This window comes from Psychrobacter nivimaris (genome assembly GCF_904846365.1).
Classification (GTDB): Bacteria; Pseudomonadota; Gammaproteobacteria; order Pseudomonadales; family Moraxellaceae; genus Psychrobacter; species Psychrobacter nivimaris_B.
This window is the reverse complement of record NZ_CAJHAL010000004.1, coordinates 78,142-102,714: the sequence shown is the minus strand read 5'-3', so window position 1 is coordinate 102,714 and position 24,573 is coordinate 78,142. Positions and strand designations below refer to the sequence as shown.

Genomic DNA, 24,573 nt, shown 5'->3' with positions numbered 1-24,573 from the left:
ACCAGGTCATGAGGTAGATTACACAACAATTGAGTGTGACATCATTATGATGGCATTCAAGGCCTTTAAAGCAAAACCGGAGTAGGGCTGTTTATTCAGCGCTACTCCGGTTTTTTATTGCCTGATTATTAGTTGATAATAAAAAAGCCCTTTGTCTATCACAAAGGGCTTTTTAGTGCAGAAAATATGATTTTATACGGAGCTATTTATCCCCAATAACCATCAGGACATTTAGGCAATTCAACTAACGTGCGACGTAACGCATCTGACCATTGATGACGGATGGTATTAAAGTACTCGTCACGCTCATCAATACGTCGGCCGTTGGGCAGAGCTAGGCTGTCATTGTCATAAAGTACAAAATCTATCGGCATACCGACTGATAGATTTGAGTGAATCGTGGAATCAAATGACAGCATCAGCGCACGTGCCGCGTGTCTTACATCCGTGTTATAGCTGACAGAACGATCCAAAATAGGCTTACCATATTTGCTTTCGCCTAACTGAAAGAAGGGCGTATCTTCAGTGGCTTTGATGCAATTGCCTTCAGGATAAATCAGGTATAGCTCAGGTGGCTGTCCTTTGATTTGACCACCAAGCATAAACGAGCTGGTAAAGGCACCATCGCGACTAGAATTAGCGACTGCTTTTGCATGATTCATAACATCACGCATACATTCGCCAACCATTTGCGCGGCATCAAACAACGTTGCTACTGTATTGAGGTTACTCTCAGCACGCTGGTCAATGTCGCTTTGTAGTTTATTGAACACTGCCTGCGATGTCGCTAAGCTGCCAGCTGTCTGTAGCACCATAAAGCGCTCGCCTTCAACGCCGTATTGATACAGCTTTCTGAATGTCGATATGTGATCAACACCGGCATTCGTGCGCGTGTCACTGGCAAAGACCATACCGTCTTTTAGACGAATGGCAGCACAATAAGTCATAAGATACCCTTGATGAATAAACGTAATAAAAAATAGCAAACGCTATGATAGCTTTTTGACTAATACCAAACTGTAAAGATTTTCGTAACCGCCGCCCATACGCACGCCGCGAACAGGCGCCGTATCTAGATAGTCTCGCCCAATAGCCACATACACATGTGAATTTGGGGTAAAGGCCTGATTTGAGATATCAAAAGTATACCAGTAACCATCCAGCCAAACCTCAGCCCATGCGTGACTGGCCATGTGATTTTCGGTATCGTCATACAGATAACCGGACACATAACGCGCTGGAATCTGTTGATCGCGCAAGATACCTAAAAATACATGCGTATGGTCTTGGCACACACCGGCACTTGTCGCAAACGCCTCAGCAGCGGTCGTGCCCACATGCGTGACGTCTTTAACAAAAGGCATCTTCATAATAAGGGCATTCGCCATCGCCTTTAAGCTGTCATGAGTAGGGGTTTTCAGGTATGGCGCTGCAAATTCTCGCATCTCCTGTGAGCATTTGGTCAACGGGGTTTGTACGGTAAATAATAGGTAGGGGACATGATCCATATCCTCTAGTCGTTCGGTTTCGGTGTTGATCTCAACAATACCCGACGCCTGCATTTGTAAGTTGTTATGTGCCTCGTTACGACTGAGCGTGAGCCATGCATTACCAAAGCCATCCTTTTGGTTGGTCGCCACTTTAGGGAGCATGACATCCCATTTATGAATGGTTTGGTGCGGCATTTGCATGGGTGTCATGCGTATATACTGTACACTGCGCTGCGCCAGCTCATCGTAATAATAGTTGGTTTGGTGACTGATTTGAAGTTTCATGGCATTTTCCTTATAGCATCTTTCTATTTTCTGTTTATTCCATATGTCTCATGAGCCATTGCTATTGGTTTTTGGCTAGACACCTTCTATACACCTTGACGCAATATGAGATTGAACTCTTTGCTAATCAGCGCAAAATCACTAAATTTCTTTGACCTGATCATCTGATTGGTCAAGCGGATAAGTTCACGCCAGCGCGTATTTTCCGGCAATTCATTAATCCAGTGTCTGAATTCAAAACTGATCTCTGTTGAATCCTCTCCCAACAAGACGGCACGCTCAAGCTGCTCAAAGTGACGCCCTAATTGCCAGAAGCAAGTCACTGTCGGATTTTCTTGTTTCATCGCAGCGTTACACGCGTGTAGCTGCAAGGTCGCCGCTCGATACGTGCCAGCACTTGATAAACGCTTAATCAAGTTATATAACTCAGCGGTATCCTTACCAATGACACCTTTGGCCTCTTGGACATTGTCCTCAATCGATTGCACGATATTGGGTATGATGTTTTGTTCCAAATCAGCCATCATTTGTGCTTTCATGGTGGTCAGTGACACTTCACCATCAACGGCAAACCCTAGGTGACTAATTAAATGTCTGATCTGTGATTTTTTGAGATCGCCTTTGATGAGTTGTTTCATCACATCGTCGTAGTAATACAGACGCTCACTATATCGGCCTAGCCATATTAAGTGACTGGCGGTAGAGAGTAGCAGTATCATAGGAGCATCATCTAAACTCTCGTAACCTGTTTCTAAGGGTTGGACGCGATCATAGTAGTTCGCATGCCCTGAAGAATTGACCCCTACCGATGATAAAGGCGAGCACTTGTCGGTTTGCTGGCTGTCTAAGTCACTGTCATCAATAATCCAAGTGTCTTTGATACCGCCGCCTTGAGATGAATTGACGACCAAAGAGCCTTCAACCATGGCCACTCGTGTCAGACCACCGGGAACAATATCTACTGTGCCATCACCATGACTGAGGATAAAGGGACGCAAGTCAATATGACGCGGTGCGATACCGTCGCTTACGGCAGTAGGATTGGTAGATAGTGAGATGGTTGGTTGGGCAATAAACCCGGCTGGGTTTTCAAGCAGACGTACACGATATTCTTCGATTTCTTTTTTGGTCGACGTCGGACCAATAAGCATCCCGTATCCGCCTGAGCCCTGTGTTTCTTTTACTACCAGCTTGTCTAGATTATCGAGCACATATTTGAGATCGTCGGGCTTACGGCACTGGTATGTCTCAATATTAGGTAGGATAGGCTCTTCATTTAAGTAGAATTTGATCATATCTGGCACAAAAGGATATAAACTCTTATCATCGGCCACACCCGTACCTGGGGCGTTAACAATTACCACGTTGCCAGCGCGATAAGCACTCATTAGCCCTGATACACCCAATATGGAATCAGATTTGAAAGCTAACGGGTCAATATAGGGATCATCAATGCGGCGGTAGATCACATCGACTTGTACCTTGCCGCGAATGCCTTGCATATAGACTTTGCTGTCCTCAACGACCAAATCATAACCATGGACGAGTGGCACATTCATTTCATGCGCTAAGAAGGCATGCTCATAATAGGCACTATTAAAGCGACCTGGCGTTAGAATGACGACTTGTGGATCATATTTGGATGTTGAGCTGGCAAGACAGGCCTTGAGACGGCTAGGATAATCACTAATGCCCATAATAGGCGTGTCAGAAAATATATCAGCTAATAATGTCTCTGATATATTGCGGCTCTCAAGCATATATGAGACGCCTGATGGGGTGCGCAGGTTATCCTCTAACACACAAAACCTACCTGTCTCGTCTCGAATCAAATCAATACCGCTGATGTGCGAATAGATAGGTTTGTCGAGCTCAATGCCCATCATCCATGGCTCATAGCAGCCACTGGCATAGACATAGCTGGCAGGTACAATATCGGCCTTCATGATGGCTTGGTCATGGTAGATATCATGTAAGAATGCATTGAGAGCCGTGATACGCTGTTTACAGCCTGCTTCTATTTGTTGCCATTCGCTCGCTGCAATAATGCGTGGAATGATATCAAACGGAATCATACGCTCGATGTTTTTAGCGTCGCTATAGACGGTAAAGGTGACCCCTTTACGGTAAAAGATATTTTCTGCTTGTTCGTTTAGATAATTGAGGGCATCCATGTTGATGTTATCAAGCCAATGGCCAACAGCTTGTGCCACTGGGCGATACTTACCCTTACTGATCTGCAATTCATCGAAACTTTGTGATTTTTGCTCAGGTTTTTCTGAAGTGTCTTTTGTTAAGGTATTTTCGATCGGTGTTGACACAGGACTTGTGGTATCGGTACTGGTTGCTTTAATGGATTGACTCTGACTCTGATTTGCAGATTTTTCTTTGTCTGGGTTTCCATCCTTAGACTGACTTTGAGATGCTGTTTTATTCATAAATACCTCACGTATCCTTGGTAAAGTTATACTTTATGATGAATACACTGTCTATGCTAAGTAGAGTAGCACTTGTACTGCGCCCAACAGGTAGTCTATCTCCTGTATGGACTATACAACGGTTACTGAGCAATATACAACAAGAGTTAAATAATAGATTTTTAAAAACTTGAACCTAATTCCAATAAGTTTAACTCAATAGAAACAGGAGAAGAGAAGACATGAAGCTACGTGGTAGGTTTTTAATGCTGGCAGGTATAGGGTTGTCAGTGGCTATCAGTGTGATTGGCTGTGGTAGCGAACCACAACAAGATATCTTGCCCGCTGGTAGCACAGTGGTCGCACTTGGCGACTCATTAACCTATGGTTACGGCGCAAATCCTAAAACAGCGTATCCTACGGTGCTAGCAGAGCTAAGCAAATGGAACGTCGTTAATGCAGGCGTAAATGGTGACACTTCTGCAGATGTGCTTACTCGAGTGAATGAGATCACTGAGCAAAACCCAGATTTGGTCTTACTGGGTGTGGGTGGTAATGATGTATTGCAGCGCATTGCACCTGATACCACGCGGGCTAATATCGTCGCGACTATAGATACCTTACAATCCAACAATATTGACGTTGTCCTAATCGCTGAGCCGTATCTCAGTACCAGTGCTTTGTTTGGCAAGGCAAGTGATAATCCACTGTATGAAGATATTGCGGAAGCTGAAGACATACCTCTGTATTCTGATGGCTGGTCCACTGTACTATCAGACGAGGCTCTAAAGTCTGATAAAATTCATGCCAATGCGGCAGGCTATAGACAGTTCGCTGAAGGGTTGCATGATTATCTAAAAGACGAAGGTTGGGTGCATTAAACCGCAATGTAAACTACAGCTTTTAAGTTTAAAGATTATGAGTAAGGTGTATGTCTGTAGTCAGTATATAAAGCACAAAAAAAAGCAGAGAGTTTATTGGCAAGACTCTCTACTGTTTTATTTTCATTTTGCTAATGACAAATAGTCGATAAATTTTATAGACAGACTTTTATAGCCTAGTCTTTTTCATTATCACCCATGACGACTACCAAACCTTCATCAGCGGCTATTTTACCTTCGCAGATATCTTTATAAGCCTCTAGTAAGCCATTGACTCCATCAAGCTCCTGAATCTTTAACCATGCACTAGTTTTTGCAGTGCTATTCATGATGTAACGCATAGAGCGCTTATTGAACTCTTCAGGGCCCCATTCTTTCATGCATTGCTGTACATGACTGGGCGCAAAAAACTGTTGGCTACGTTCTTGAATAATACCGTCTACATGGCGCGGTTCGTCCCAATGCGTGATACCGACATTGCTGGTGTAGCGCATGTTATCGCCTAAGTGTCTATGTAGACGACTAAGCACATCAGTGTTGGCCGACATATCGACAATAACCGTCGGCTTAGTTGCATCAATCTGCTCAAGCGTGTCATAGCTAAGCACACTGTCATAAGCGTCAATTGACTTAACAAAATCTATATGACGGTTTGATGTGAGGCCGATAACGTGCGGTGCGTCTCTATCATCAGCTAGGCCATATGCTAAGCCAGTACTGGTCTTGCTAGAGGCACTGATAATCACCACTTGCTCTGCACCAAACCAGTCATTACTCTTCAATAGATCATGTAAGCAAAATGAGGTCAAATGCAATACGAACAACAGCATGCGCTGATCGTCATTGGCACGGTCATAACCAGGTTCATGATTGACGCGCTGATATAGGTTATAACCGGGTGGTAGCTCGGCACGATGGACACTATCATCAAGTAAACTGGTTTGGGTGACTCGCTTGGGTGTTATGATTAACTCATTGGCGGGCGGGAAGTAACCGAATAAGCGCTCACCGATAGGTAGTGCATCACTATTGGACTCAACAACATCGCCAAAACCCCATACTGGAATAATACCCCATTTTTCAGGCTCGTCACCATTTGGCGGAAAAAACTGCCAATAGCGTAATTGGTCACCCATGACTGCATAAGTAATGTTGTTGGCGGTAAAGGCAAAGCGGTCGACTTTGACACGTACTTCGCCATTGCCTAGGGTATGTGCAGGCGTCTCTTGCAGGCGAGCTTGGGTTAAGTTTGCTTTATTGGTCTGAAATTCTTGCATGGTTATTTCCTTTTTTATTTTATAGTTATCAGATTAAGCATTAGCAGTTTTGGCTTGACGCGCTGCCGTAATTTGCATGATTTCACTCATGAGCTTAGGCATGTTTGCAGCGGCTTTTGGTCCTGCTTCTTTTAGAAGCTTAAGAATAGCAAGCTCTTCAGGTGGCATGTCTTCGCTGGCTCGTACCAATTTGGTGAAGCCATCTAAGCGATTGTTGATCATCCATTCACGTAGCACAGGCTCCTTTGACCAACGCATCTGATTCTGCATTTGTTTAACAAGGCCAACCAAAAAGTCCGTATCATGATTTGGAATTGGCACCACTTGGCACAACTCATTTTTGATAGTTTCATCATCGTAATTGGCCTTGATGTGGGCGATAAATGCGGCACTAAATACAGGCTGATAGGTACGTACGGTTTGTACCACCACAGTATCACCTTTGAACACATCGTACGTCTCTGTCACTGGTACTGCCCGTGCAGAGCAGTCGATATGCATGGTGTTGGGCGTGGTAGCAATGTGTCCTCACCAAAATAAATTTTGTCAGTATCTAAGCGAGTCACGCGCCCTTTACGTACAATGTTTTTAACACGGCGTAACTGCTTGAGCTCTTCACTGCTAATGGTAGCGCCATGGAACATTTTCGGGCGTACATTTGGATCAAGACGCATTAATACGCCACCTTTTTCTAATCGATTAAACAGGTCTTCGATGTTTTCTGCCTCAGCAATCGCTTCTGCTTGAGTAGCCTGTGCTCCAATAGTATGGGTGAAAAAATCACGAGAGGGTTGGGTGTTTTTACGATCGATCAGCCAAGCATCTCTTGGCATAATCCATGTGATATGGTCTGGGTCAATTTGGTTTTCTAGTAGCCATAAAACCGCATCTATACCTGTTTTTCCGCCGCCGATAATCACGTAACCATCACGGGGTTTGGTTAGACTCGGTAGGTTATTTAATGGTTCAAACTTAACACCTTCAGCAATCTCAAAGTTTGGGGTATGGGTCGCTGGTACTGAGGTCTTAAAATAAGTGCCATCAATGATTTTTTTATTGACCTTAACCTCATAGCTGATATCAGACAGCAACGATGAAAACTTGCCGTCGCCTTTGTACTCACACATCGGGAAGCATTTCACGCGGCCACTTGGTAAAAACGTATGCTTCATGACTTTATCGAAATACGCCATGACTTCTGCGCCTGACGCCAGCTCAGATAAGCCTTTATTTAAACCAATCTTATCAATCATACCGCCGCAAAGCTCACGTGAGCTAACACCATAAAAAGACGATGGCTGATGTAGTGTGACAAACGAATAGGCATCGTTCCAATGACCACCTGGCTTATGATGTTTATCGACGATAATAATATTAGCATCTGTTTCTGTGAGCAGCACATCGGCAAAAGCCATGCCCACCGCGCCACTGCCAATGATTAGATAATCCGTTTCTAGCTGTTGAATACTCATAGCTTCCTTACTCTTAAGTTGAATTTTTATCAATACAATCAATTCATAATCGTTTGTGTATAACAGTGTTATATACTAGAATAACACTGTTATAATTGTCAAGACATAGTGAGAATCTAATGGATGCCAGAACCAAAATACTAAACGCCGCATCTGAGCTTTTCTTAGAGGGGGGCGGGGATGCCCTAAGCGTGCGAGCTATCTCTAAACGTGCAGGGTTGTCCACCATCGGTATATACAGTCACTTCCAAGGTAAGCAAGGCATACTAGATGCGCTGTACATAGAAGGGTTTAATCTCGTCCGTGAAGCCATGGATGTCATTCCAGAGGGTAGAGCAAACAAAGAGCAAGTGCTAGAGGCGTGCTTAGGGTATCTCAACGTAGGCGAGAAATATGAAGCACACTATCGGCTAATTTTTGGGGAATCTGACGCAGGATATCAGCCCTCAATCGAGGCCATTGCAGCAAGAGACAGCGCGTTTTCGAAGTTGGTTCGGGTGGCAGGTTCTTATTTATCAGAAGAGGCTAGCGTGACGCAACGTCGGCAAATAGCGTTAGATATCTGGGCAATCGTACATGGGTACGTCAGTATCAGTCACCACATGGTGTTTACCGATGATATAAATTTGGACTGGAAGTCAATGGCGCTACGAGTGGTAGAAGTGCAGTTGGATGCCATAAAGTCTTCTTAATAACGATATCGGTATATTTGTGGCAAGTGAGTGCATGCTAGGCTGAGTTATTTCAATGTCTTAAGGTTTAAGGATAGCAAATTATGTTTGGCATCATAAAAGACTGGCGTGAACAGCGCATACTAGACAACAGTGAATTTACTCAGGCTGACTGGATGCAAGCGGCTGAGCGTATCGTGATACTTGATAGATTAAATGTTGACGAGATGAAACATTTATTTGAGTTAGCAACATTATTTTTAGCTGATAAATCTATCACTGGTGCACAAGGCTTTGAAATTACGAATGCTGTCAGACAGTCGATTGCACTGCAAGCATGTTTGCCGATCTTAAACTTAGGCCTTGATTGGTATGCTGGTTGGTCATCCATCATCATTTATCCTGGCTCGTACAAAAGTAACAGTACCACGGTAGATGAGTTTGGTATCGTCCACGAAGGCAGTCAACACCGTAGCGGAGAAGCATGGCTGAGAGGGCCTGTTATTCTTTCATGGAAAGATGCCAAGCACTCAGGCGAACGTGACGGGCATAACGTTGTCATTCATGAGTTTGTTCATAAGCTCGATATGATGAATGGCCGTGCCAATGGCTTTCCGCCCATGCAACCTAATATGGATCCTGCAAACTGGACACAGATTATGAGCCGCGATTTTGAGGACTTTCAAACACATCGCAAGTCAGGACTTGATCGTTATGGCGCAACCAATCCTGCTGAGTTTTTTGCGGTTTTGAGTGAAGTGTTTTTTGAAACACCGCAAAAGCTGGTTGATGCTTATCCGGATATTTATCAGATTATGGTGAAATTCTTTCGGCAGACGCCGTTATAAATGATATTTATAGAGATGGTGACAGTAAACTGTATTTAAGACAGCATAAGCATATTAGAATTAGGGAAGCTGAAATGACTAACGCTATAAGTGATAATGTGGCAAAAGTAGAAATCTATGAAAGTGCTGATGGAAAGGCGCAAGTAGATGTACGTTTTGAGCAAGAAACAGTCTGGTTGTCACAAGCACAGATGACCGAGTTGTTTGGTCGTGATTAATCAGTAATTTCTAGTCATATCGCTAATGCCATAAAAGATGAAGAAATCGCTGAAAAAAGCAATATGCAAAAAATGCATATTGCAAATTCAGATCGCCCGGTGACTTTTTATGACTTAGACGTGGTTATATCAGTCGGTTATCGCATCAAATCTCCTCAAGGCGTGCAATTTAGACGTTGGGCAACGCAGCGGCGCTTTTTTGTTCGTGGATTTTTTACACTGTAATCATCGACTGCTGAATGATAAAGGCGACATGGTCATCAATAATACCGGGCTTGCGGCATTGACCTTATTGGTCGCTGAGTCTGACCCAATCAAAAAAAAATTGATCAAATTGATTATGAATATGTTGTCATTAGAAGGGCAATAAACAAGCTTGTCATTAAAAACTATACCAAAGACCATATAGTACAAGCCGCTATATATATTTATTTGAATATATATAGCATTTATAACCAGATAGAGCAGGTTGCCAATTTAAACAAGTCTTATAAAAGTTGTCGGGCAATCGTTTTTCTACGCCTTAAACCGTCCATTGATCATTAATAATGGCCACCAGGTAACGCTTGCCTTGATACTCATCAAATACCAAGCGCAGTACCCGCCAGTCCATACCATCATACTCATCTGTGCCTTTATAATAGAACTCTACAACGTCTGACGCTTGGTATATTTCTTTTGAGTTATTGATAGAATTGCCATTATTTTTGAATTCATTAACATTGATACTAGCGTTATTGAACTTTTTGCCATCTACCCAAGTATCTAAATAAGTAGGCAACGGCGTAACCAACAGATCGCCAGTACCGTCTTTTTCGCCCCAAGTAAATTGAATGTTGGACTGCTGCAAATACTGTGCAAATTGCCCGCGGCTAAAGACTTTATCTGACTCAGGCCGTACATAAGCGTACATCGAAAAACGAACGCCACGTGTTGGATGGATATCATTAGTGATTCGAGAAAAGTCCTTATTTGCCAGTGCGCGCTGTATACGTAACGCTTGCTGTCTAAGGGTTTGCTGGCTGATATCAGTATTACTAGGTGTTGATGAGCTACTGGTTGGCTGAGATACAATGGCTTCACTGGACTCAGAAGCAGACTGACAACCCGTAGCAGCTAGCGTGAATAACAGAAGGCTGCTAGAGACTAATGTTGCAGATTTTTCCTTAAAAAAAGCAGGTAATGTCATCATAAAATTATCCTTAGCACAGTTATTAGCGAAAGAAACATCACTATAAATTGTCATGGGAACTGGTAAAAAATACCATAAAAGCGCTATGTAATCGATATTTTAGTAAGTAAACCTGAATGATACGATAATACAGCAGAGTCCGAATATAGGTATGATGTAATAGTCGGTAACACTTATAGGACAAAAGCTCGCAGAGAATAAAATGCCAACATATAAATCGCTGACATTACTATTAACCATAGGACTGATGCCTGTCGGTCACGCTATAGCGGATGTATCAAAAGTAGATCAGAAACAAAATGCCATGGCTAATATGAAGGTTGCGACCATCACGAAAATGTACCAACAAGATATTGATGATCAAGGTATGAGTAATCCTGTAGTGCTGCAGCAATACGCTGATGCTGACTTGCAAGCAGCCATGCAACTTGAGCAAGAATATTTTGAGAAAACTCAGACGTCCTGCAATATAGATTACGATGTACTTTGGAGTTCGCAAGATCCTGACTATACGCAAGACAAAAATTTTTCAATAACTGATCAAGGATTGGTTCAGGTTAGCTTAGCACAAGGTAGCGATATTTATTATGAGCTGTCATGTGACGATAATGATAAAAATTGCCAAGTTGCAGATGTGGTTTTAGATCAGGATGACAAAACGTTACGTCAGCATTTGCTTGAAACTTGTCGTTAGTAAAACTCTATAACTAATATTAAATCTGATATAAGGCATAAGAATGACATGGTATAAATGGTTTTGCGCCTAACTACTAAAACCGTTGGTTTGTTTTCGTATAATGTATATTATGTTAAATGAAGTCTATCAAGTAGCGGGCTTAGATCTTACTAACTATAGGATCAGGATTATCAGATATTTCTAATGCTACTGGATATAAACATCCTACCAAACTGTTTAGCTCTCGCCGACTAACTCTGTCTTGTTAATTCAATCGAATCTTTTGGATGATAGTTCACACCTGCTAAAATTTACTTTCCATAATTTTCATGGGCGCATCATTTAATCAGTTAATTTTAATTTTTGCTGAATGGTAAAACTTAAACTCACTATATAACTGGTTATCAATGCTCTATGCTTCGCTAAATACTAATGGCTATGTCCAAATATGTTCTTATCTTTTTATTCGAGATGATCATGGCTGCTCGTCTATGATAGTTTATTTGTTATCTATGTCCGCTGGTTAAATCCTTAATATAGATATGCTAATAGCCTATTTTTGACAACCATCGTTTGTATGGCTAGACATCGCTCAATATCACCAACTTATATCTAATTGCAAAAATTTAGCTAAACGTCATCCTTGCCTCTAATCTTATACAGCTGTTAATTGCCATACCCAAGTCATCACGTATAACCTTTTAAATTTAAATCATAGACAGACTGTTAAATCATTAGAACTGACGCTATTTATTCTTGCAGAGTGATGAATTTTATCTACCTATAAACAGTAGCCCTCTATTTATTGTTACCAAGCTATTTTTAAGATGAATGAGCTATCTATTGATATTTTTTAATATATTCAGCCTTTCGTTATATATTTTCTATAAACCCCTCAAAATTGGTGCATTCTAAATTTGCACAGAACAGTACTATGACCCTGATTTTTATATTCTGTGCGAGTACAGGAGCATGTGTTTTGTAGAGAATATGCTCAACTCCTTGCCGAATCAATCATGGAAACGATAATCGCATTTAACTATGTATCGAAATAACTGGTAGAAATGCCGTGTAACCCATTCAGCGTATGGCCTACTCACTATTTGGCCACTATGCTATAATTATCCCCAAGTGAACCTTGGGGATAATTACGTCTTAAAAACTATTATCTAAAAGGCTTTACTAACAACACTAACGAATATCAGTGTCCATGATAGTGTCCAATACTTCTATATTTTTCTACAGAAGAGACTTTTTATAAGTCATCAATCATAAACCTATCATCAACCTTAATTATCATATGACGGATATACATTATGGCTATCGACACAGCAAACGATATCAACAAGCTCGAATGCCGAGACAAAGATTATTCTGTCAGTGTCTCAGGTGTAGCTGGCTTAAGTCTTCGTATTTATCCAAATGGCAAAAAGGAATACTACTTACGTTACTCCCATCCGCATATCGAGGGCAAACGCCCTAGGATGATGTTGGGTAAGATTGAGGATGTCAGTCTCCATGAGGTTAAGTATAAAGCAGACACCATTCTTGATATGGTCGCAAAAGGCTCTGACCCTAAAGCTATCCAGCAAAAAGAACAAACCAATAAATATACTCACCTAAAAAACGCACCATTTTCTGAGATTGCAAAAGCATGGCGAGAACACAAAACAGCAGGTCGCAATCAAAGTAAATCTAAAAAACCGTCATACAGTGAGTCAACCCTCAAGTTCTGGGATTTATGTCTAGGATATATGTGCCAAGAGATTGGTGATTTAAGAATGGACGATATCACCAGTGAGATGATACTGAGTGTGTGCGAGTCGATTCAAAATAATGGCAATCAAGCGACTTTCGTTGGTGCGAGCACTCGGCTATACACTGAAAAAGTCTTTTCATTCGCTGTTGCTCGAGGGTTGTGCGATAGAAATGTAGCTGTCGATACCCGTGGTGAGCTTGCCCCTGCCAATTCAGGCCATCACTTGCCAGCCATCACCAAACCAGATCAATTTGCGACTCTCTTAAAGGATATGTCCAATTTTAAAGGCGCAAGCAAAATCACACTAGAAGCTATGAACTTATTGCCTTATGTGTTTGTACGTAGTATCGATCTGCGCTCGATGCGTTGGGATGACATCGATTGGGATAATAATACATGGGCATTCTCCCCGACTAAGGGCGAAGGTCGTGACGATATGGTCTCGCACTTAGTTGTTCCCTTAGCCACGCAAGTGATTTCGCGATTACGAAACATCCAGTCAATTACAGGACATAAGGAATATGTATTTGCGTCGATGCGCGGTTCAAGCAACGCCTATATCAGTAAGGCGACGTTGGTGCAGATATTCCACCGGCTTGGATATAAAGACGTGCAATGTGCGCATGGATTTCGAGCATCGGCTAAAACCTTGCTCATGGAACAGCCTGAGCTACGCTATTCTGACATCGTCACAGAATTACAACTAGGTCACAGGATAAAAGACACACATGGCGGGGCTTACAACAGACTTGACGAAATCGATACTAGGGTACAGATGATGCAAGATTGGGCAGATTATATAGATAATCTTCGGAGTCGTTAGAGAGTTATTTTAGAGTCAAAAACCATATTTTTTTGCACTTATTTATGGCTCTTTGAAATGTATTTTACGGAAGTTCACAGGAGACATGCTAGTAAACTGCTTAAACTGTCGACTAAAGGCGCTATGATCACCGTATCCACAGTTTAAGGAGACTTGAGTCACTGTTAGCTTATGATTCGCTAATAGTCGAATGGCATGCTCTAGACGCATTTTTTGTACAAACTGAATGGGTGACATATTGAGTACTGCTTTGAAGGTACGCTCCAATTGCGATTGACTAAGATTTGCCAATTTCGCCAATTGACCAATATTAATCTTTTGATCAAGATTGTCTCGTACGTATTGATCTACGCTTGCCAATCGAGCGTGTTTGCGTAATATCCGCTCGTTATCTTCATCAATATCTACTGATATACCTACCATTGCTACAATATGATTTTTTACATCATAGACGGGGATTTTTTGCGTGATACACCATCCCAGCTGTCCTGATGCATAGCTATGAAGTTCTAGTTTATCAACAATTTCCCTACCTTCCCTTAACACTCTCAGATCCTGATTGAGATAATCCTTGCCTTGAGACTTCAAAAATACTTGCTCTGTAGTCAGTCCTATTAGTGCTTTTTTGTTTTTAAGCCCGCTACGCTTAATGAGCGTTTTACTGACTAATCGATAGCATGCTTGGTCATCTTTAACAAAAAACACCACATTTTTCATAGTATCAAACAAAGGCATCAATAACGATATATTGCCAACAAACTCATCAAAATTGGCTGGTTGATAAGTCTGTAGATGTTTTGACAGTTGTTTTGTAGGTGTTTCTAATACTAACGGCCGCATCGGTATATTCCCATATAGCATCTCAAGCTTGTCGTTGAGCTTTTCAGGTATTTTAGGGTGCTACACAATATTTATACTCCTAAATATCCTTATAACCTGTGCAGAAATGCGCATTTATTCATATAAAAACATCAAGACTGCTTTTCTGAAAAACGTCATTCTATATTTACGCTTTGTTCATTTATGAATAATGCTAACAGTATATTAACTCACGGATGAATCAGGTAGGCAGTCATGTTTGATACGCTTTTCACTCTTAAGATTATTGATTCGCATACTGGCGGTGAACCTACTCGTATGGTGTATGAAGGATTTCCTGAGCTTAGTGGGCAATCTATTCAAGAAAAACTTCAAGACTTCAAACAGAATTTCGATCATTTACGTCAAAGTATTATCCTAGAACCTCGTGGTAATGACGTGCTTGTCGGAGCGCTTTTGTGCCCGCCTTCTGATCCTCGTGCCACGGCTGGCGTGATCTTCTTTAATAATCATGGCTATTTAGGTATGTGTGGCCATGGCACTATCGGCGTTATTGCATCTCTAGCTTATCAACAAAAGATAACCGCTGGTGATCACTATCTAGAAACAAGCGTAGGCCTAGTTAAAGCAACCTTGCATGATGATGGTAGTTGTAGCGTCCAAAATGTCCCCTCTTATCGCTACCAAAAACAAGTAGAAGTTCAAGTACCCAATATCGGTCCTATCTATGGAGATATTGCTTGGGGTGGTAATTGGTTTTTCTTAGTCAACGATCATAAGCAAGCTATTGAAGCCAATAATGTTGAGGCGCTTACTCAATTTAGCATACAGATCAAAAAAGCTCTTCATAAGTCTGGAATTATGGGTGCTAACAATGGCGAAATTGATCATATAGAACTGTTTGGCAAGAGCGATCTCACCGGCACTAACAGCAAAAACTTCGTATTATGCCCTGGATCTGCCTACGATCGCTCTCCTTGTGGTACTGGAACCAGTGCCAAATTGGCTTGCTTAGCCGCCGACAATGTACTCGCACCTGGTGAGACTTGGTATCAGCAAAGCATCATTGGCAGTGTCTTTAGTGCCAGCTATCAGCCTATTGATGTGCTTAGTAATCATAACCCTCTTCATAACCACCCTATCAATACTATTATCCCCACGATCCGAGGGTACGCCTACGTATGTGCAGAGACCTCTCTCATCGTTCAAGACAGCGATCCGTTCAAATGGGGTATTTCTTTATAAATACCCGTTTGTATGGCTTCTAGAACGCAACCAATCACTGCTCAGTAAGGTCAGAAAAGCGAGAGTCTCATGGACACACAAGTGTTTGATATACATATTATCGGTGGTGGCATTATCGGGCTATGTGCTGCGGTTACCCTACAGTCTCGCGGGGTAAAAGTTGCGATTTTGGAAGCCGATAAAATCGGTCGCGGTGCAACTTATGGCAACGCAGGTCACATTGCCACTGAACAGGTTTTCCCTATCGCTGATGCCAGTATCTTACGACATGTTCCTGCCATGCTACTCAACCCTGAAGGACCTCTGCGGATAGATTGGCGCTACCTTCCACGCTTAGCACCATGGGCCTTCAAGTTATTACTTAATATGCGTACCGAACCATTTGCACGCAGTCACCAAGCGCTTTTGGCATTAAATGCACAGAGCCTTCAAGCTTGGCAAGATTTTGCCAAAGAGTGGCAATTACATTCTTGGGTACAAATACAAGGCTCTGTATTAACCGCAGAGACGCCCAACAGCCTAAAAGTGCTGACTGAACACGGCCAACGCTTAAACCGTTTAGGGGTTTCTAACAACCTACTCTCACAATCAGCACTGACAGATCTTGAGCCTGCGTTAAAAGACAATCAATTGGGTGCTTTGTTTTTTCCAGAGACAGGTCATATCACCAATATAGAAGCCATTACCCATAAATTAAGTACTATTTTTAGATCGCTTGGTGGTCAGATTTATGAAAATTGCCGTGTTCTGAGCGCGGAAGTAATAACTGATGGTATTCGTTTGACGACGACACAAAAGCAGCTTCATGCCAGCAAAATTATGCTCGCCGCAGGGGCGCATTCTAAAGCCTTAGCCAAACAGCTAACAGGCGTCTCAGTACCAATGGATACAGAGCGAGGCTATCACCTGATGCTTCCTAACGAAATTCAGCGTCTTACCATCCCTATTTCTAGCATGGATCGCCGCTTTATTATGACACCAATGGAAAAAGGGCTGCGCTTGGCTGGCACTGTTGAGTATGCAGGACTTGAGGCGCCAGCAAACATGAACCGTGCGAATATGCTGTTTAAACAAGCTCAAGCAATGCTAAACACCCCACTAGATAGTGACAGCAATACGCAATGGATGGGGTTTAGACCTTCTACAGCAGACTCGCTACCCATCATAGATAGACATAACTCAGTCTTTTTAAACTTTGGTCATCAGCATCTAGGTCTGACCCAAGCTGTCATAAGCGCACAGATGATCGCGGCTTTGTATTTTGGCGATACTGCCATGGTAGATCCTACTGCCTATCGTCTAAACCGCTTCAAACTTAAATCTTTTAAATAATAATCGAACATCTTATCTCTATGACAACTCATAGAACCAACAACGTCGCTAACAGCTCATGGCTGACTAACGGCTTTTACTTCCAAATAAGGATATTTATATGAACATTCATGGCGTTTTAGTCCCTATCGTTACTCCTTTCGATGTTAATGGAGATATCGATACTCAAAAGTTAACCGAACTGGTCAATGTATTCATAGAAAAAGGCGTTACCGGAATCGTAGCTTGCGGTACAACGGGTGAATACTACACGTTCTCGCCTGCAGAGCGCGAACTGGTTTTGACCACTATCGCTGATGCTGCCAAAGGCAAAGTCACTCTGATTGCAGGTATCAACAGTTTATCGACCAATCATTCTATCGAACTTGCTCATCAAGCCAAAAATTTGGGCTACGACGGTTTAATGTTATCAGCCAATCCGTATAGCCTACCAGACCAAGACGGTATTATTGCGCACTTTGAAACCGTCGCTGATGCCACTGACCTGCCTATCATTATGTACAATTTTCCAGCACGCGTCGGTGTGAGCATTGAATTTGAAACCGTCGCGCATTTATCCAAAAATCCTCATATTGTAGGCGTCAAGGAGAGCAGTGGCGATTTTAGCCATGCATTACGTATGCTACAGGCTGATTTTGAAAACTTTGAAGTGGTCTGTGGTTGTGACGATCAACCAGTAGATTTCTTCTTTTGGGGTGCTAAGAGCTGGATCGCTGGTGCGGCTAACGTATTTCCAGCAGAACAAGTCGCATTGTTTGAAGCCACACAAAAAGGCGATTGGAACCGTGCTAAAGAACTAATGACAGCCATGTATCCTGCTATCCACTCTATGGAGTCTGGAAACTATAACCAAAAGGCCAAAGCAGGCTGCATTAACGGGAGCATTAATGTTGGGTCAGTACGACTACCTTTGACTGATATGTCAAAAGAAGAGACTCAGTCATTTTTAGCACTTCTGTCTTGATACATCGAACCATTCTTATCGTTCCTACCATTGTATAGAAAAGGACAATCTAATGAGTATGACCACAGCACAAGTCTTCGAACTCGCCAGCAACCAACAGCTTTGGGCAGGCCATTTAATAGATACCACAGCACCAGTATCCGAGACAACACTCCCTAACTACAGCCCTATTGATAATACCTGCATAGGTAGTATTGCTAATGGGAGTCAGCAAGATGTTAATACGGCGGTCGCGGCAGCCCGAGACGCTTTTGAACAGGGTGAGTGGCGACGGATGTCTCCTGCAGAGCGCAAAGCTATCATGCAGCGTTGGTGTCAGTTAATGCATGAGCATATGGATGAGTTAGCTGCCTTAGATTGCGTCGATGCAGGCAAGCCTATTACGGAATGTCTCAACACTGACCTGCCCGCTACGATTGAAACCTTCGAATGGTACGCCGAAACGGCTGATAAAGTTTTTGGCAAGGTTGCTCCTACTGGCGCAGATGCACTAGGCCTTGTAGTACAAGAGCCTATCGGTGTAGTGGGTGCAGTACTACCATGGAACTTCCCAGCACAAATGTATGCATGGAAAGTTGCACCCGCATTAATAACTGGCAATTCAGTCATTGTTAAACCTGCTGAATTGACTTCGCTCTCAGCATATCGATTAACACAATTGGCGTACGAGGCTGGCGTGCCAAAAGCGGCGTTGCAGTTAGTCTGTGGGCTTGGTGAAGAAGTAGGTGCGGCACTCGGTCAGCATATGGATGTTGATATGGTTTCTTTTACAGGATCAACCGAAGTCGGTCGACTGTTTCTACAGTACTCTGCACAAAGCAACCTTAAGGAAGTCGTCTTAGAGTGTGGTGGCAAAAGCCCTCAAATCGTCTTTGCAGATGCCATTATCAATGAACAAACCATCGATCATATTTTATCCGCTGCCTTTTGGAATATGAGCGAAAACTGTAGCTGTGGTTCACGTCTACTTGTCCATTCTAGTCAAAAAGAAGCCTTATTAACACTATTAAAAGAAGGTCTTCAGTCTTGGAAGGTTGGTCATCCTTACGACCCCGAGGTCGCTATTGGCCCAATGATCGAAAAAGCGCATTTTGAGAAAGTAATATCACATCTCAATACTGCAAAAACGGAGGGTGCTCGTTTGATCGCAGGTGGACGTATCCACGATGAACTCGGTAGTGGCTGGTATATCGAGCCTACCGTCTTTGATAATGTCAGCCCAGACATGACGCTGTTTAAAGAAGAAGTTTTTGGTCCACTTTTAGCTGTCACTAGTTTTGAAACCGAAGAGGAAGCTATTCAGCTCGCCAATCAGAGTAATTATGGGCTTGCCGCTTCCTTTTATACACAAAACATCCATCGCGCATTCCGCGTGGCATCCGCTATTAAAGCTGGTACCGTCTCGATTAATGGTTTTTCTGAGGGTGATATTACGACACCTTTTGGTGGCTATAAACAATCTGGCTTCGGCGGTCGTGACAATGGCTTAGAGGCGTTGTCCCAGTATACCCAAACCAAAACTATCTGGTTGGTGAACTAAAAACTGACATTGTCCGCTATCCACGCCCAAGTCAGCATAACCAAAAACATTACAAGGAAGTAAAGTTATGGAAAATATCATCAATACTATCGTCGGGTATATTTGGAGTGACGCCCTAGTCTATCTTGCGTTAGGTGTCGGCATATATTTTACGATTATGACTCGCGCCGTACAAATCCGTTATTTCAAAGAAATGATTAGGCTGTTGTTCGACAAACAAAGCTCATCAGCTGGGATTAGCTCCTTCCAAGCTTTCTGTATGGCGCTATCAGGACGTATTGGTGTGGGTAATATTGCTGGGGTTGCAACAGCCATTGCAGCAGGTGGCCCTGGGGCAGTATTTTGGATGATTGTCATGGGTGTGTTAGGTGGTGCTAGTGCTTTTATTGAGTCGACCTTAGCGCAGGTATACAAACATAAGGTCGGTGATCAATATCGTGGCGGCTCCCCGTTCTATATTGAAAGAGGATTGAAGCTAAAACCTTTTGCTATCATCGTCGCTATCGTGACCTGTCTATCTTACGGCGTGTTAGTGCCTGGCGTTCAGGCCAATACCATTGCGGACTCTTTTAATACAGCATTTAACATACCGCCTGTTGTAACAGGAATTATCCTTGTCGTACTCTTAGGTATCATTATATTTGGCGGTGTAAAGCGTATTGCTAATTTTGCAGGAAAAGTCGTACCTGTCATGGCAATCGGTTATATTCTCATGATGGTGATTGTATTGGCATTTAACGCTCAAAATATCCCTGCCATGTTTGCACTTATCTTTAAGAGTGCTTTTGGCATGGATGCAGTGTTTGGTGGTATGGTTGGAACTGCTATCTCTTGGGGCGTACGCCGTGCTGTTTTCTCAAACGTTGCGGGTGCTGGCGAGGCGACCTTTAGCTCAGCGGCAGCCGAAGTATCACATCCTGCCAAACAAGGTTTAGTGCAAAGCTTCTCTATCTACATCGATACGGTGCTTGTCTGTACGGCAACAGCGCTAATGATTCTATCAACTGGCATGTATAACGTGGTGACCCCTGAAGGTGTAACCCTAGTTGATAATATGCCGGGTATTGAAGCTGGCACGGCATTTACCCAAGCGGCTGTCTCTACTGTCTTTAACCAGTATGGAAGTGGCTTTGTGGCGATTGCTATCTTCTTATTCGCCTTCACCTGCTTGGTTGCTTATTACTATATTGCCGAAACTACGTTGGTCTATTTGGACAATAAACTGCGCTACCCCATCCTCAAGCATGTACTCAAACTGGTCTTTTTAATCGTTTGTTTCACGGGTAGTGTCCAGTCAATCGGTATGATGTGGGCGTTAGGTGACATAGGGTTTGGCAGTATGTGCTACTTGAATTTCATTGCCATTTTGCTGCTAAGTAAAGTTGCTCTAAAAGTTCTAAAAGACTACGACGAGCAGATGAAATTAGGTATAAACCCTGTCTTTGACCCTAGAAAGGCTGGAGTGGATAATGCGGACTTTTGGATAGAATATAGCAATGAGCATGGTCATAAAAAATTGCTTTAATAATAGTGCATTAGAGGTCTGCTAATATCTACTAGTAAAAAAGTTGCTATCAACATCAAGCAGGCCTCACCTATTTATGTTAAATTGCAAAAAACCATAAGGATATTACGTATAAGATAACCATAGTATTGTATCCACTCATTTGATAGGAAGGTTGAAGATGACACTAGATAACAACGTACTACGTAAACGTACCAGCTTGTTGGGTTCATTATTAGGTGATGCTATTTCTCGCCAATCTGGTGAGCAGACGCTAGATACGATTGAGACGCTGCGCAAAGGCTTTATTCAACAGCGTCGTGAGCCGAATGAGGCACATAAACAGCAGCTTATCGATTTTATTGCTTCTTTGGATAATCAAACCTTAAAAAACGTCATACGCGGATTTTCTATCTATTTTTTCCTAGCCAATCTAAGCGAAGAGAATTATTTGCGTGAGCAGCGTCATGAGCTGCGTATGCAATCTGAGCAAAGCTGGGAAGGATCATTTCGTCGTACTTTACTTGAGTGTCGTGAACGCAATATTGAGCCCGCTCAAATGCAAGAGCTGATTGATCAGCTGAAGTTTACACCTGTATTTACGGCGCATCCTACCGAAGCGCGTCGGCGTACAACGATGAATATCTTACAAAGTCTATTCACGCATAGCGACGCTTTAAACAACGTGTCTGAAAACAGCTTTGCCTATGAACAAGCCAAAGAGCAAACGGCGCAAACGATTGATCTATTATGGTCGTCTGATGAAGTGCGCACCCGTAAGCCATTGGTATATGATGAAATTAACAATGGCTTGCATTACTTTAATGCCAGTTTATTCAATGCCATTCCTAAAGTATATCGTAATATCAAAAAAGCCATTGTCGATATCTATCCAGAGCTCACAGACTATCCACTGCCTGCATTTATGAGCTTTGGTTCATGGATTGGCGGCGATAGAGATGGCAATCCTTTTGTGACTTTTGAGACCACAGAACTTGCTGTATTGATGCATGCTGATACCGTGCTGCGTCACTATCAGGTGCTACTCAAAAAGCTGCGCCGCCAGCTGATTCATAGTGACACCATTGTCACCGTTTCACCTGACGTATATGCCAAAATCAAAAGTTATGATGAGCTCGATCAGCGTGTGTTTGACTATAACCTCGATGACTATGGCAATGAGCCATATCGTCGCCTGCTCTCTATCATCCTAACTAAAGTCAAAGCCACCAATCGCCGTATCCAAAGCAAAGGCACGGACATCGAGGCTGAAAAAGATGCCTATGCCAATCCAGAAGAATTACTAGAAGACCTGCGCATTATCCGTCAAAGTGTCAATACACACGATACGGCACACAGCGATGGGTTACTACTAGATGTGATTCGTTTGGTCAAAACGTGCGGCTTTCATTTGGCCGCGCTCGATATCCGTCAAGAGTCGTCATACCATGGCGAAGTGATTGCAGATATCTTTGCTAGTGCCTCCAACCTGCCTGACTATCAGACGCTAAGTGAAACCGAACGTCAAGAGTGGTTGACGCGCTTGCTAGAAAAACCAGGCACGCCGCTTATCTATACTGATAACCTGACAGACAAAACGCGTGAACAATTGTCACTGATGAATTCGGTCGCCACTCTACGCAAACTGGTGGGACAGGCTACTTTTGGTAGCTATGTTATCTCGATGACCAATAATGCTAGCCAGCTACTAGAAGTATTGCTACTAATGCGGTTTGCAGGCTTATGCAGAATTGATGACGAAGGTCAATTGTCTGCTGATTTGCCAGTTGCGCCGTTGTTCGAAACCATCGAAGATCTCAAAAATATCGATAAAATCTTGCCTGCCGTATTAGATAATCCACTATATCGTGGACTGCTACGGAACACGGATAACACGCAAGAGATTATGCTAGGTTATTCAGACTCATCAAAAGACGGCGGTATTATCACCTCTGCATGGCAGCTTTATAGTGCACAGCAAACCATTAATAACATTGCTGAGCAATATGGTATAAAAACACGCTTGTTCCATGGTCGAGGCGGCTCTGTGAGCCGTGGTGGTGGATCAACACACAAAGCCATTGCTGCACAGCCGGCAGGCACGCTGCATGGGCAGATTAAAGTAACCGAACAAGGCGAAGTGCTCTATGCCAAGTATGCCAATACAGATACCGCTGTGTTTGAGCTGACCATGGCTATTACAGGTACACTCAAAGCCTGCTCAACAAGGTTTGTGGTGCAACCGACTGAGTTGCCAGAGTATGAAGCGCTGTTTGCACAGCTGGCAGATGCTGGCGAACAGCGTTATCGCGAGCTGACCGATCGTACCGAAGGGTTTTATAAATTCTATTCCGAGGTGACCCCAGTACAAGAAATATCTCTGTTAAACATTGGCTCACGTCCTGCCCATCGCAAAAAAGGCCTACCAAGTAAGACCACCTTGCGAGCGATTCCTTGGGTATTTGGCTGGTCACTGGCACGCTTTACCTTACCTGCTTGGTATGGCGTCGGTAGTGCGCTAGATAGTGTCAAAAAAGACGAAGCATTGATGAAAGAGATGAATCAGCATTGGCCTTTCTTTAGCGTATTTATCAGTAATATCGAGATGGCCTTTACCAAAGCCAATATGAATATCGCTGAGGCTTATAGCCAACTGTGTGATGATGAGCCGTTACGCGAAAAAATCATGACATCGGTCACCGATGAATACGCGCTGACCAATTCAGGATTAAACTCTCTGCTTGAGCAAGACTCTTTATTGTCCAATCAGCAGAATCTTGCTTCATCCCTGCAGTGGCGAGACGCTTATCTAGATCCTATTAACTATATCCAGATTGAGCTGTTAAAGCGTGCCAGACAACAGGACACCCCAAACGATTCGGCACATGGCGACCTTAATGTAGAAGATCCATTAATCCGTAGTATCAATGCGCTAGCTGCAGGGTTACGAAATACTGGTTAAGGTAGCTTTTCGATAATTAGCTTTCGGATAAATAAAAAGCTTATACCAATTGTCGCAAATATTAAGGCTTCGTTCGCGAAGCCTTAATATTATTCAAAACCCTTCAAAAAATATCTCGCCAGATATCAATCGCAGTTTAGTACTGCGTTTATTGATATTGCCTATTAAGTGATTCGTAATTCATTGTTTGAATAACCG

General features: G+C 42.8%; 21 protein-coding genes and 1 pseudogene. 14 read left to right on the top strand and 8 right to left on the bottom strand.

Annotated features, from left to right (window positions below):
* Window positions 1-206 precede the first annotated feature (206 nt).
* The 3 genes and pseudogenes from JMX63_RS03350 to JMX63_RS03340 all read right to left on the bottom strand — a co-directional run.
* Window positions 207-947, bottom strand: a complete 741-nt coding sequence (locus JMX63_RS03350) for a peptidase (RefSeq protein WP_201570928.1) — start codon at window positions 945-947, stop codon at window positions 207-209.
* A 42-nt stretch (window positions 948-989) separates the two neighbouring features.
* Window positions 990-1,775, bottom strand: a complete 786-nt coding sequence (locus JMX63_RS03345; RefSeq protein WP_101205892.1) for a transglutaminase family protein — start codon at window positions 1,773-1,775, stop codon at window positions 990-992.
* 854 nt (window positions 1,776-2,629) lie between these two features.
* Window positions 2,630-4,213, bottom strand: a pseudogene (locus tag JMX63_RS03340) (circularly permuted type 2 ATP-grasp protein); the annotation flags it as partial.
* 221 nt (window positions 4,214-4,434) lie between these two features.
* Here JMX63_RS03340 and JMX63_RS03335 point away from each other — a divergent pair.
* Window positions 4,435-5,073: a GDSL-type esterase/lipase family protein gene (locus JMX63_RS03335; RefSeq protein ID WP_201570924.1), complete on the top strand. Its 639-nt coding sequence runs from the start codon at window positions 4,435-4,437 to the stop codon at window positions 5,071-5,073.
* Between the two features lie 176 nt (window positions 5,074-5,249).
* On the opposite strand, the gene JMX63_RS03330 is transcribed toward JMX63_RS03335, so the two are convergent.
* Genes JMX63_RS03330 through JMX63_RS03320 form a run of 3 tightly spaced genes read right to left on the bottom strand, consistent with a single transcriptional unit; the run spans window position 5,250 to window position 7,822 of the window.
* Complete coding sequence (locus JMX63_RS03330) at window positions 5,250-6,350, bottom strand: DUF2855 family protein (RefSeq protein ID WP_201570922.1); 1,101 nt, start codon at window positions 6,348-6,350, stop codon at window positions 5,250-5,252.
* A 33-nt stretch (window positions 6,351-6,383) separates the two neighbouring features.
* Window positions 6,384-6,851, bottom strand: coding sequence for a hypothetical protein (locus JMX63_RS14590; protein WP_201570920.1), 468 nt, complete (start codon window positions 6,849-6,851; stop codon window positions 6,384-6,386).
* The gene (locus JMX63_RS03320; RefSeq protein WP_201570918.1) at window positions 6,815-7,822 is read right to left on the bottom strand and encodes an NAD(P)-binding protein; all 1,008 of its coding nucleotides are present in this window, start codon (window positions 7,820-7,822) and stop codon (window positions 6,815-6,817) included. Before JMX63_RS03320 ends, JMX63_RS14590 begins: the two co-directional genes overlap by 37 nt.
* A 119-nt stretch (window positions 7,823-7,941) precedes the next feature.
* Here JMX63_RS03320 and JMX63_RS03315 point away from each other — a divergent pair, with 119 nt between their 5' ends.
* From JMX63_RS03315 to JMX63_RS14575, 5 genes are all read left to right on the top strand, one after another.
* A complete protein-coding gene (locus JMX63_RS03315; RefSeq protein WP_201570916.1) occupies window positions 7,942-8,514 on the top strand; it encodes a TetR/AcrR family transcriptional regulator in 573 nt (190 codons plus the stop codon).
* Between the two features lie 83 nt (window positions 8,515-8,597).
* On the top strand, window positions 8,598-9,341 hold the full coding sequence (locus JMX63_RS03310) for a M90 family metallopeptidase (RefSeq protein WP_201570914.1): 744 nt from the start codon (window positions 8,598-8,600) through the stop codon (window positions 9,339-9,341).
* A gap of 74 nt (window positions 9,342-9,415) precedes the next feature.
* Complete coding sequence (locus JMX63_RS14585; protein WP_265089085.1) at window positions 9,416-9,559, top strand: hypothetical protein; 144 nt, start codon at window positions 9,416-9,418, stop codon at window positions 9,557-9,559.
* 63 nt (window positions 9,560-9,622) lie between these two features.
* The gene (gene rhuM, locus JMX63_RS14580; protein WP_320157860.1) at window positions 9,623-9,784 is read left to right on the top strand and encodes a RhuM family protein; all 162 of its coding nucleotides are present in this window, start codon (window positions 9,623-9,625) and stop codon (window positions 9,782-9,784) included.
* Entirely contained in the window at window positions 9,765-9,929 is a 165-nt protein-coding gene (locus JMX63_RS14575; RefSeq protein ID WP_265089087.1) for a hypothetical protein, read from the top strand. The genes rhuM and JMX63_RS14575 overlap by 20 nt, the downstream gene beginning before the upstream one ends.
* Before the next feature lie 153 nt (window positions 9,930-10,082).
* On the opposite strand, the gene JMX63_RS03300 is transcribed toward JMX63_RS14575, so the two are convergent.
* Entirely contained in the window at window positions 10,083-10,751 is a 669-nt protein-coding gene (locus JMX63_RS03300; protein ID WP_201570912.1) for a hypothetical protein, read from the bottom strand.
* Window positions 10,752-10,953: 202 nt separating this feature from the next.
* Between JMX63_RS03300 and JMX63_RS03295 the strand changes: the two genes are divergently transcribed.
* Window positions 10,954-11,445 (top strand): hypothetical protein, encoded by a 492-nt coding sequence (locus JMX63_RS03295; RefSeq protein WP_227673221.1) that lies wholly within the window; start codon window positions 10,954-10,956, stop codon window positions 11,443-11,445.
* A 1,298-nt stretch (window positions 11,446-12,743) separates the two neighbouring features.
* The gene (locus JMX63_RS03290; RefSeq protein WP_201570910.1) at window positions 12,744-14,009 is read left to right on the top strand and encodes a tyrosine-type recombinase/integrase; all 1,266 of its coding nucleotides are present in this window, start codon (window positions 12,744-12,746) and stop codon (window positions 14,007-14,009) included.
* A 42-nt stretch (window positions 14,010-14,051) separates the two neighbouring features.
* Here the strand turns inward: JMX63_RS03290 and JMX63_RS03285 are convergent, their stop codons facing one another.
* Window positions 14,052-14,849: a helix-turn-helix domain-containing protein gene (locus JMX63_RS03285; protein ID WP_201570908.1), complete on the bottom strand. Its 798-nt coding sequence runs from the start codon at window positions 14,847-14,849 to the stop codon at window positions 14,052-14,054.
* Between the two features lie 234 nt (window positions 14,850-15,083).
* Here JMX63_RS03285 and JMX63_RS03280 point away from each other — a divergent pair, with 234 nt between their 5' ends.
* The 6 genes from JMX63_RS03280 to ppc all read left to right on the top strand — a co-directional run bounded on the left by JMX63_RS03280 (window position 15,084) and on the right by ppc (window position 24,375).
* On the top strand, window positions 15,084-16,073 hold the full coding sequence (locus tag JMX63_RS03280) for a proline racemase family protein (RefSeq protein WP_201570906.1): 990 nt from the start codon (window positions 15,084-15,086) through the stop codon (window positions 16,071-16,073).
* A gap of 69 nt (window positions 16,074-16,142) precedes the next feature.
* On the top strand, window positions 16,143-17,405 hold the full coding sequence (locus JMX63_RS03275; protein ID WP_201570904.1) for an NAD(P)/FAD-dependent oxidoreductase: 1,263 nt from the start codon (window positions 16,143-16,145) through the stop codon (window positions 17,403-17,405).
* A 100-nt stretch (window positions 17,406-17,505) separates the two neighbouring features.
* On the top strand, window positions 17,506-18,369 hold the full coding sequence (gene dapA / locus JMX63_RS03270; protein WP_201570903.1) for a 4-hydroxy-tetrahydrodipicolinate synthase: 864 nt from the start codon (window positions 17,506-17,508) through the stop codon (window positions 18,367-18,369).
* 52 nt (window positions 18,370-18,421) lie between these two features.
* On the top strand, window positions 18,422-19,909 hold the full coding sequence (locus JMX63_RS03265; RefSeq protein WP_201570902.1) for an aldehyde dehydrogenase: 1,488 nt from the start codon (window positions 18,422-18,424) through the stop codon (window positions 19,907-19,909).
* A gap of 67 nt (window positions 19,910-19,976) precedes the next feature.
* A complete protein-coding gene (locus JMX63_RS03260; RefSeq protein ID WP_201570901.1) occupies window positions 19,977-21,434 on the top strand; it encodes an alanine/glycine:cation symporter family protein in 1,458 nt (485 codons plus the stop codon).
* 160 nt (window positions 21,435-21,594) lie between these two features.
* Window positions 21,595-24,375, top strand: a complete 2,781-nt coding sequence (ppc, locus tag JMX63_RS03255) for a phosphoenolpyruvate carboxylase (protein ID WP_201570899.1) — start codon at window positions 21,595-21,597, stop codon at window positions 24,373-24,375.
* Window positions 24,376-24,573: the final 198 nt, after the last annotated feature.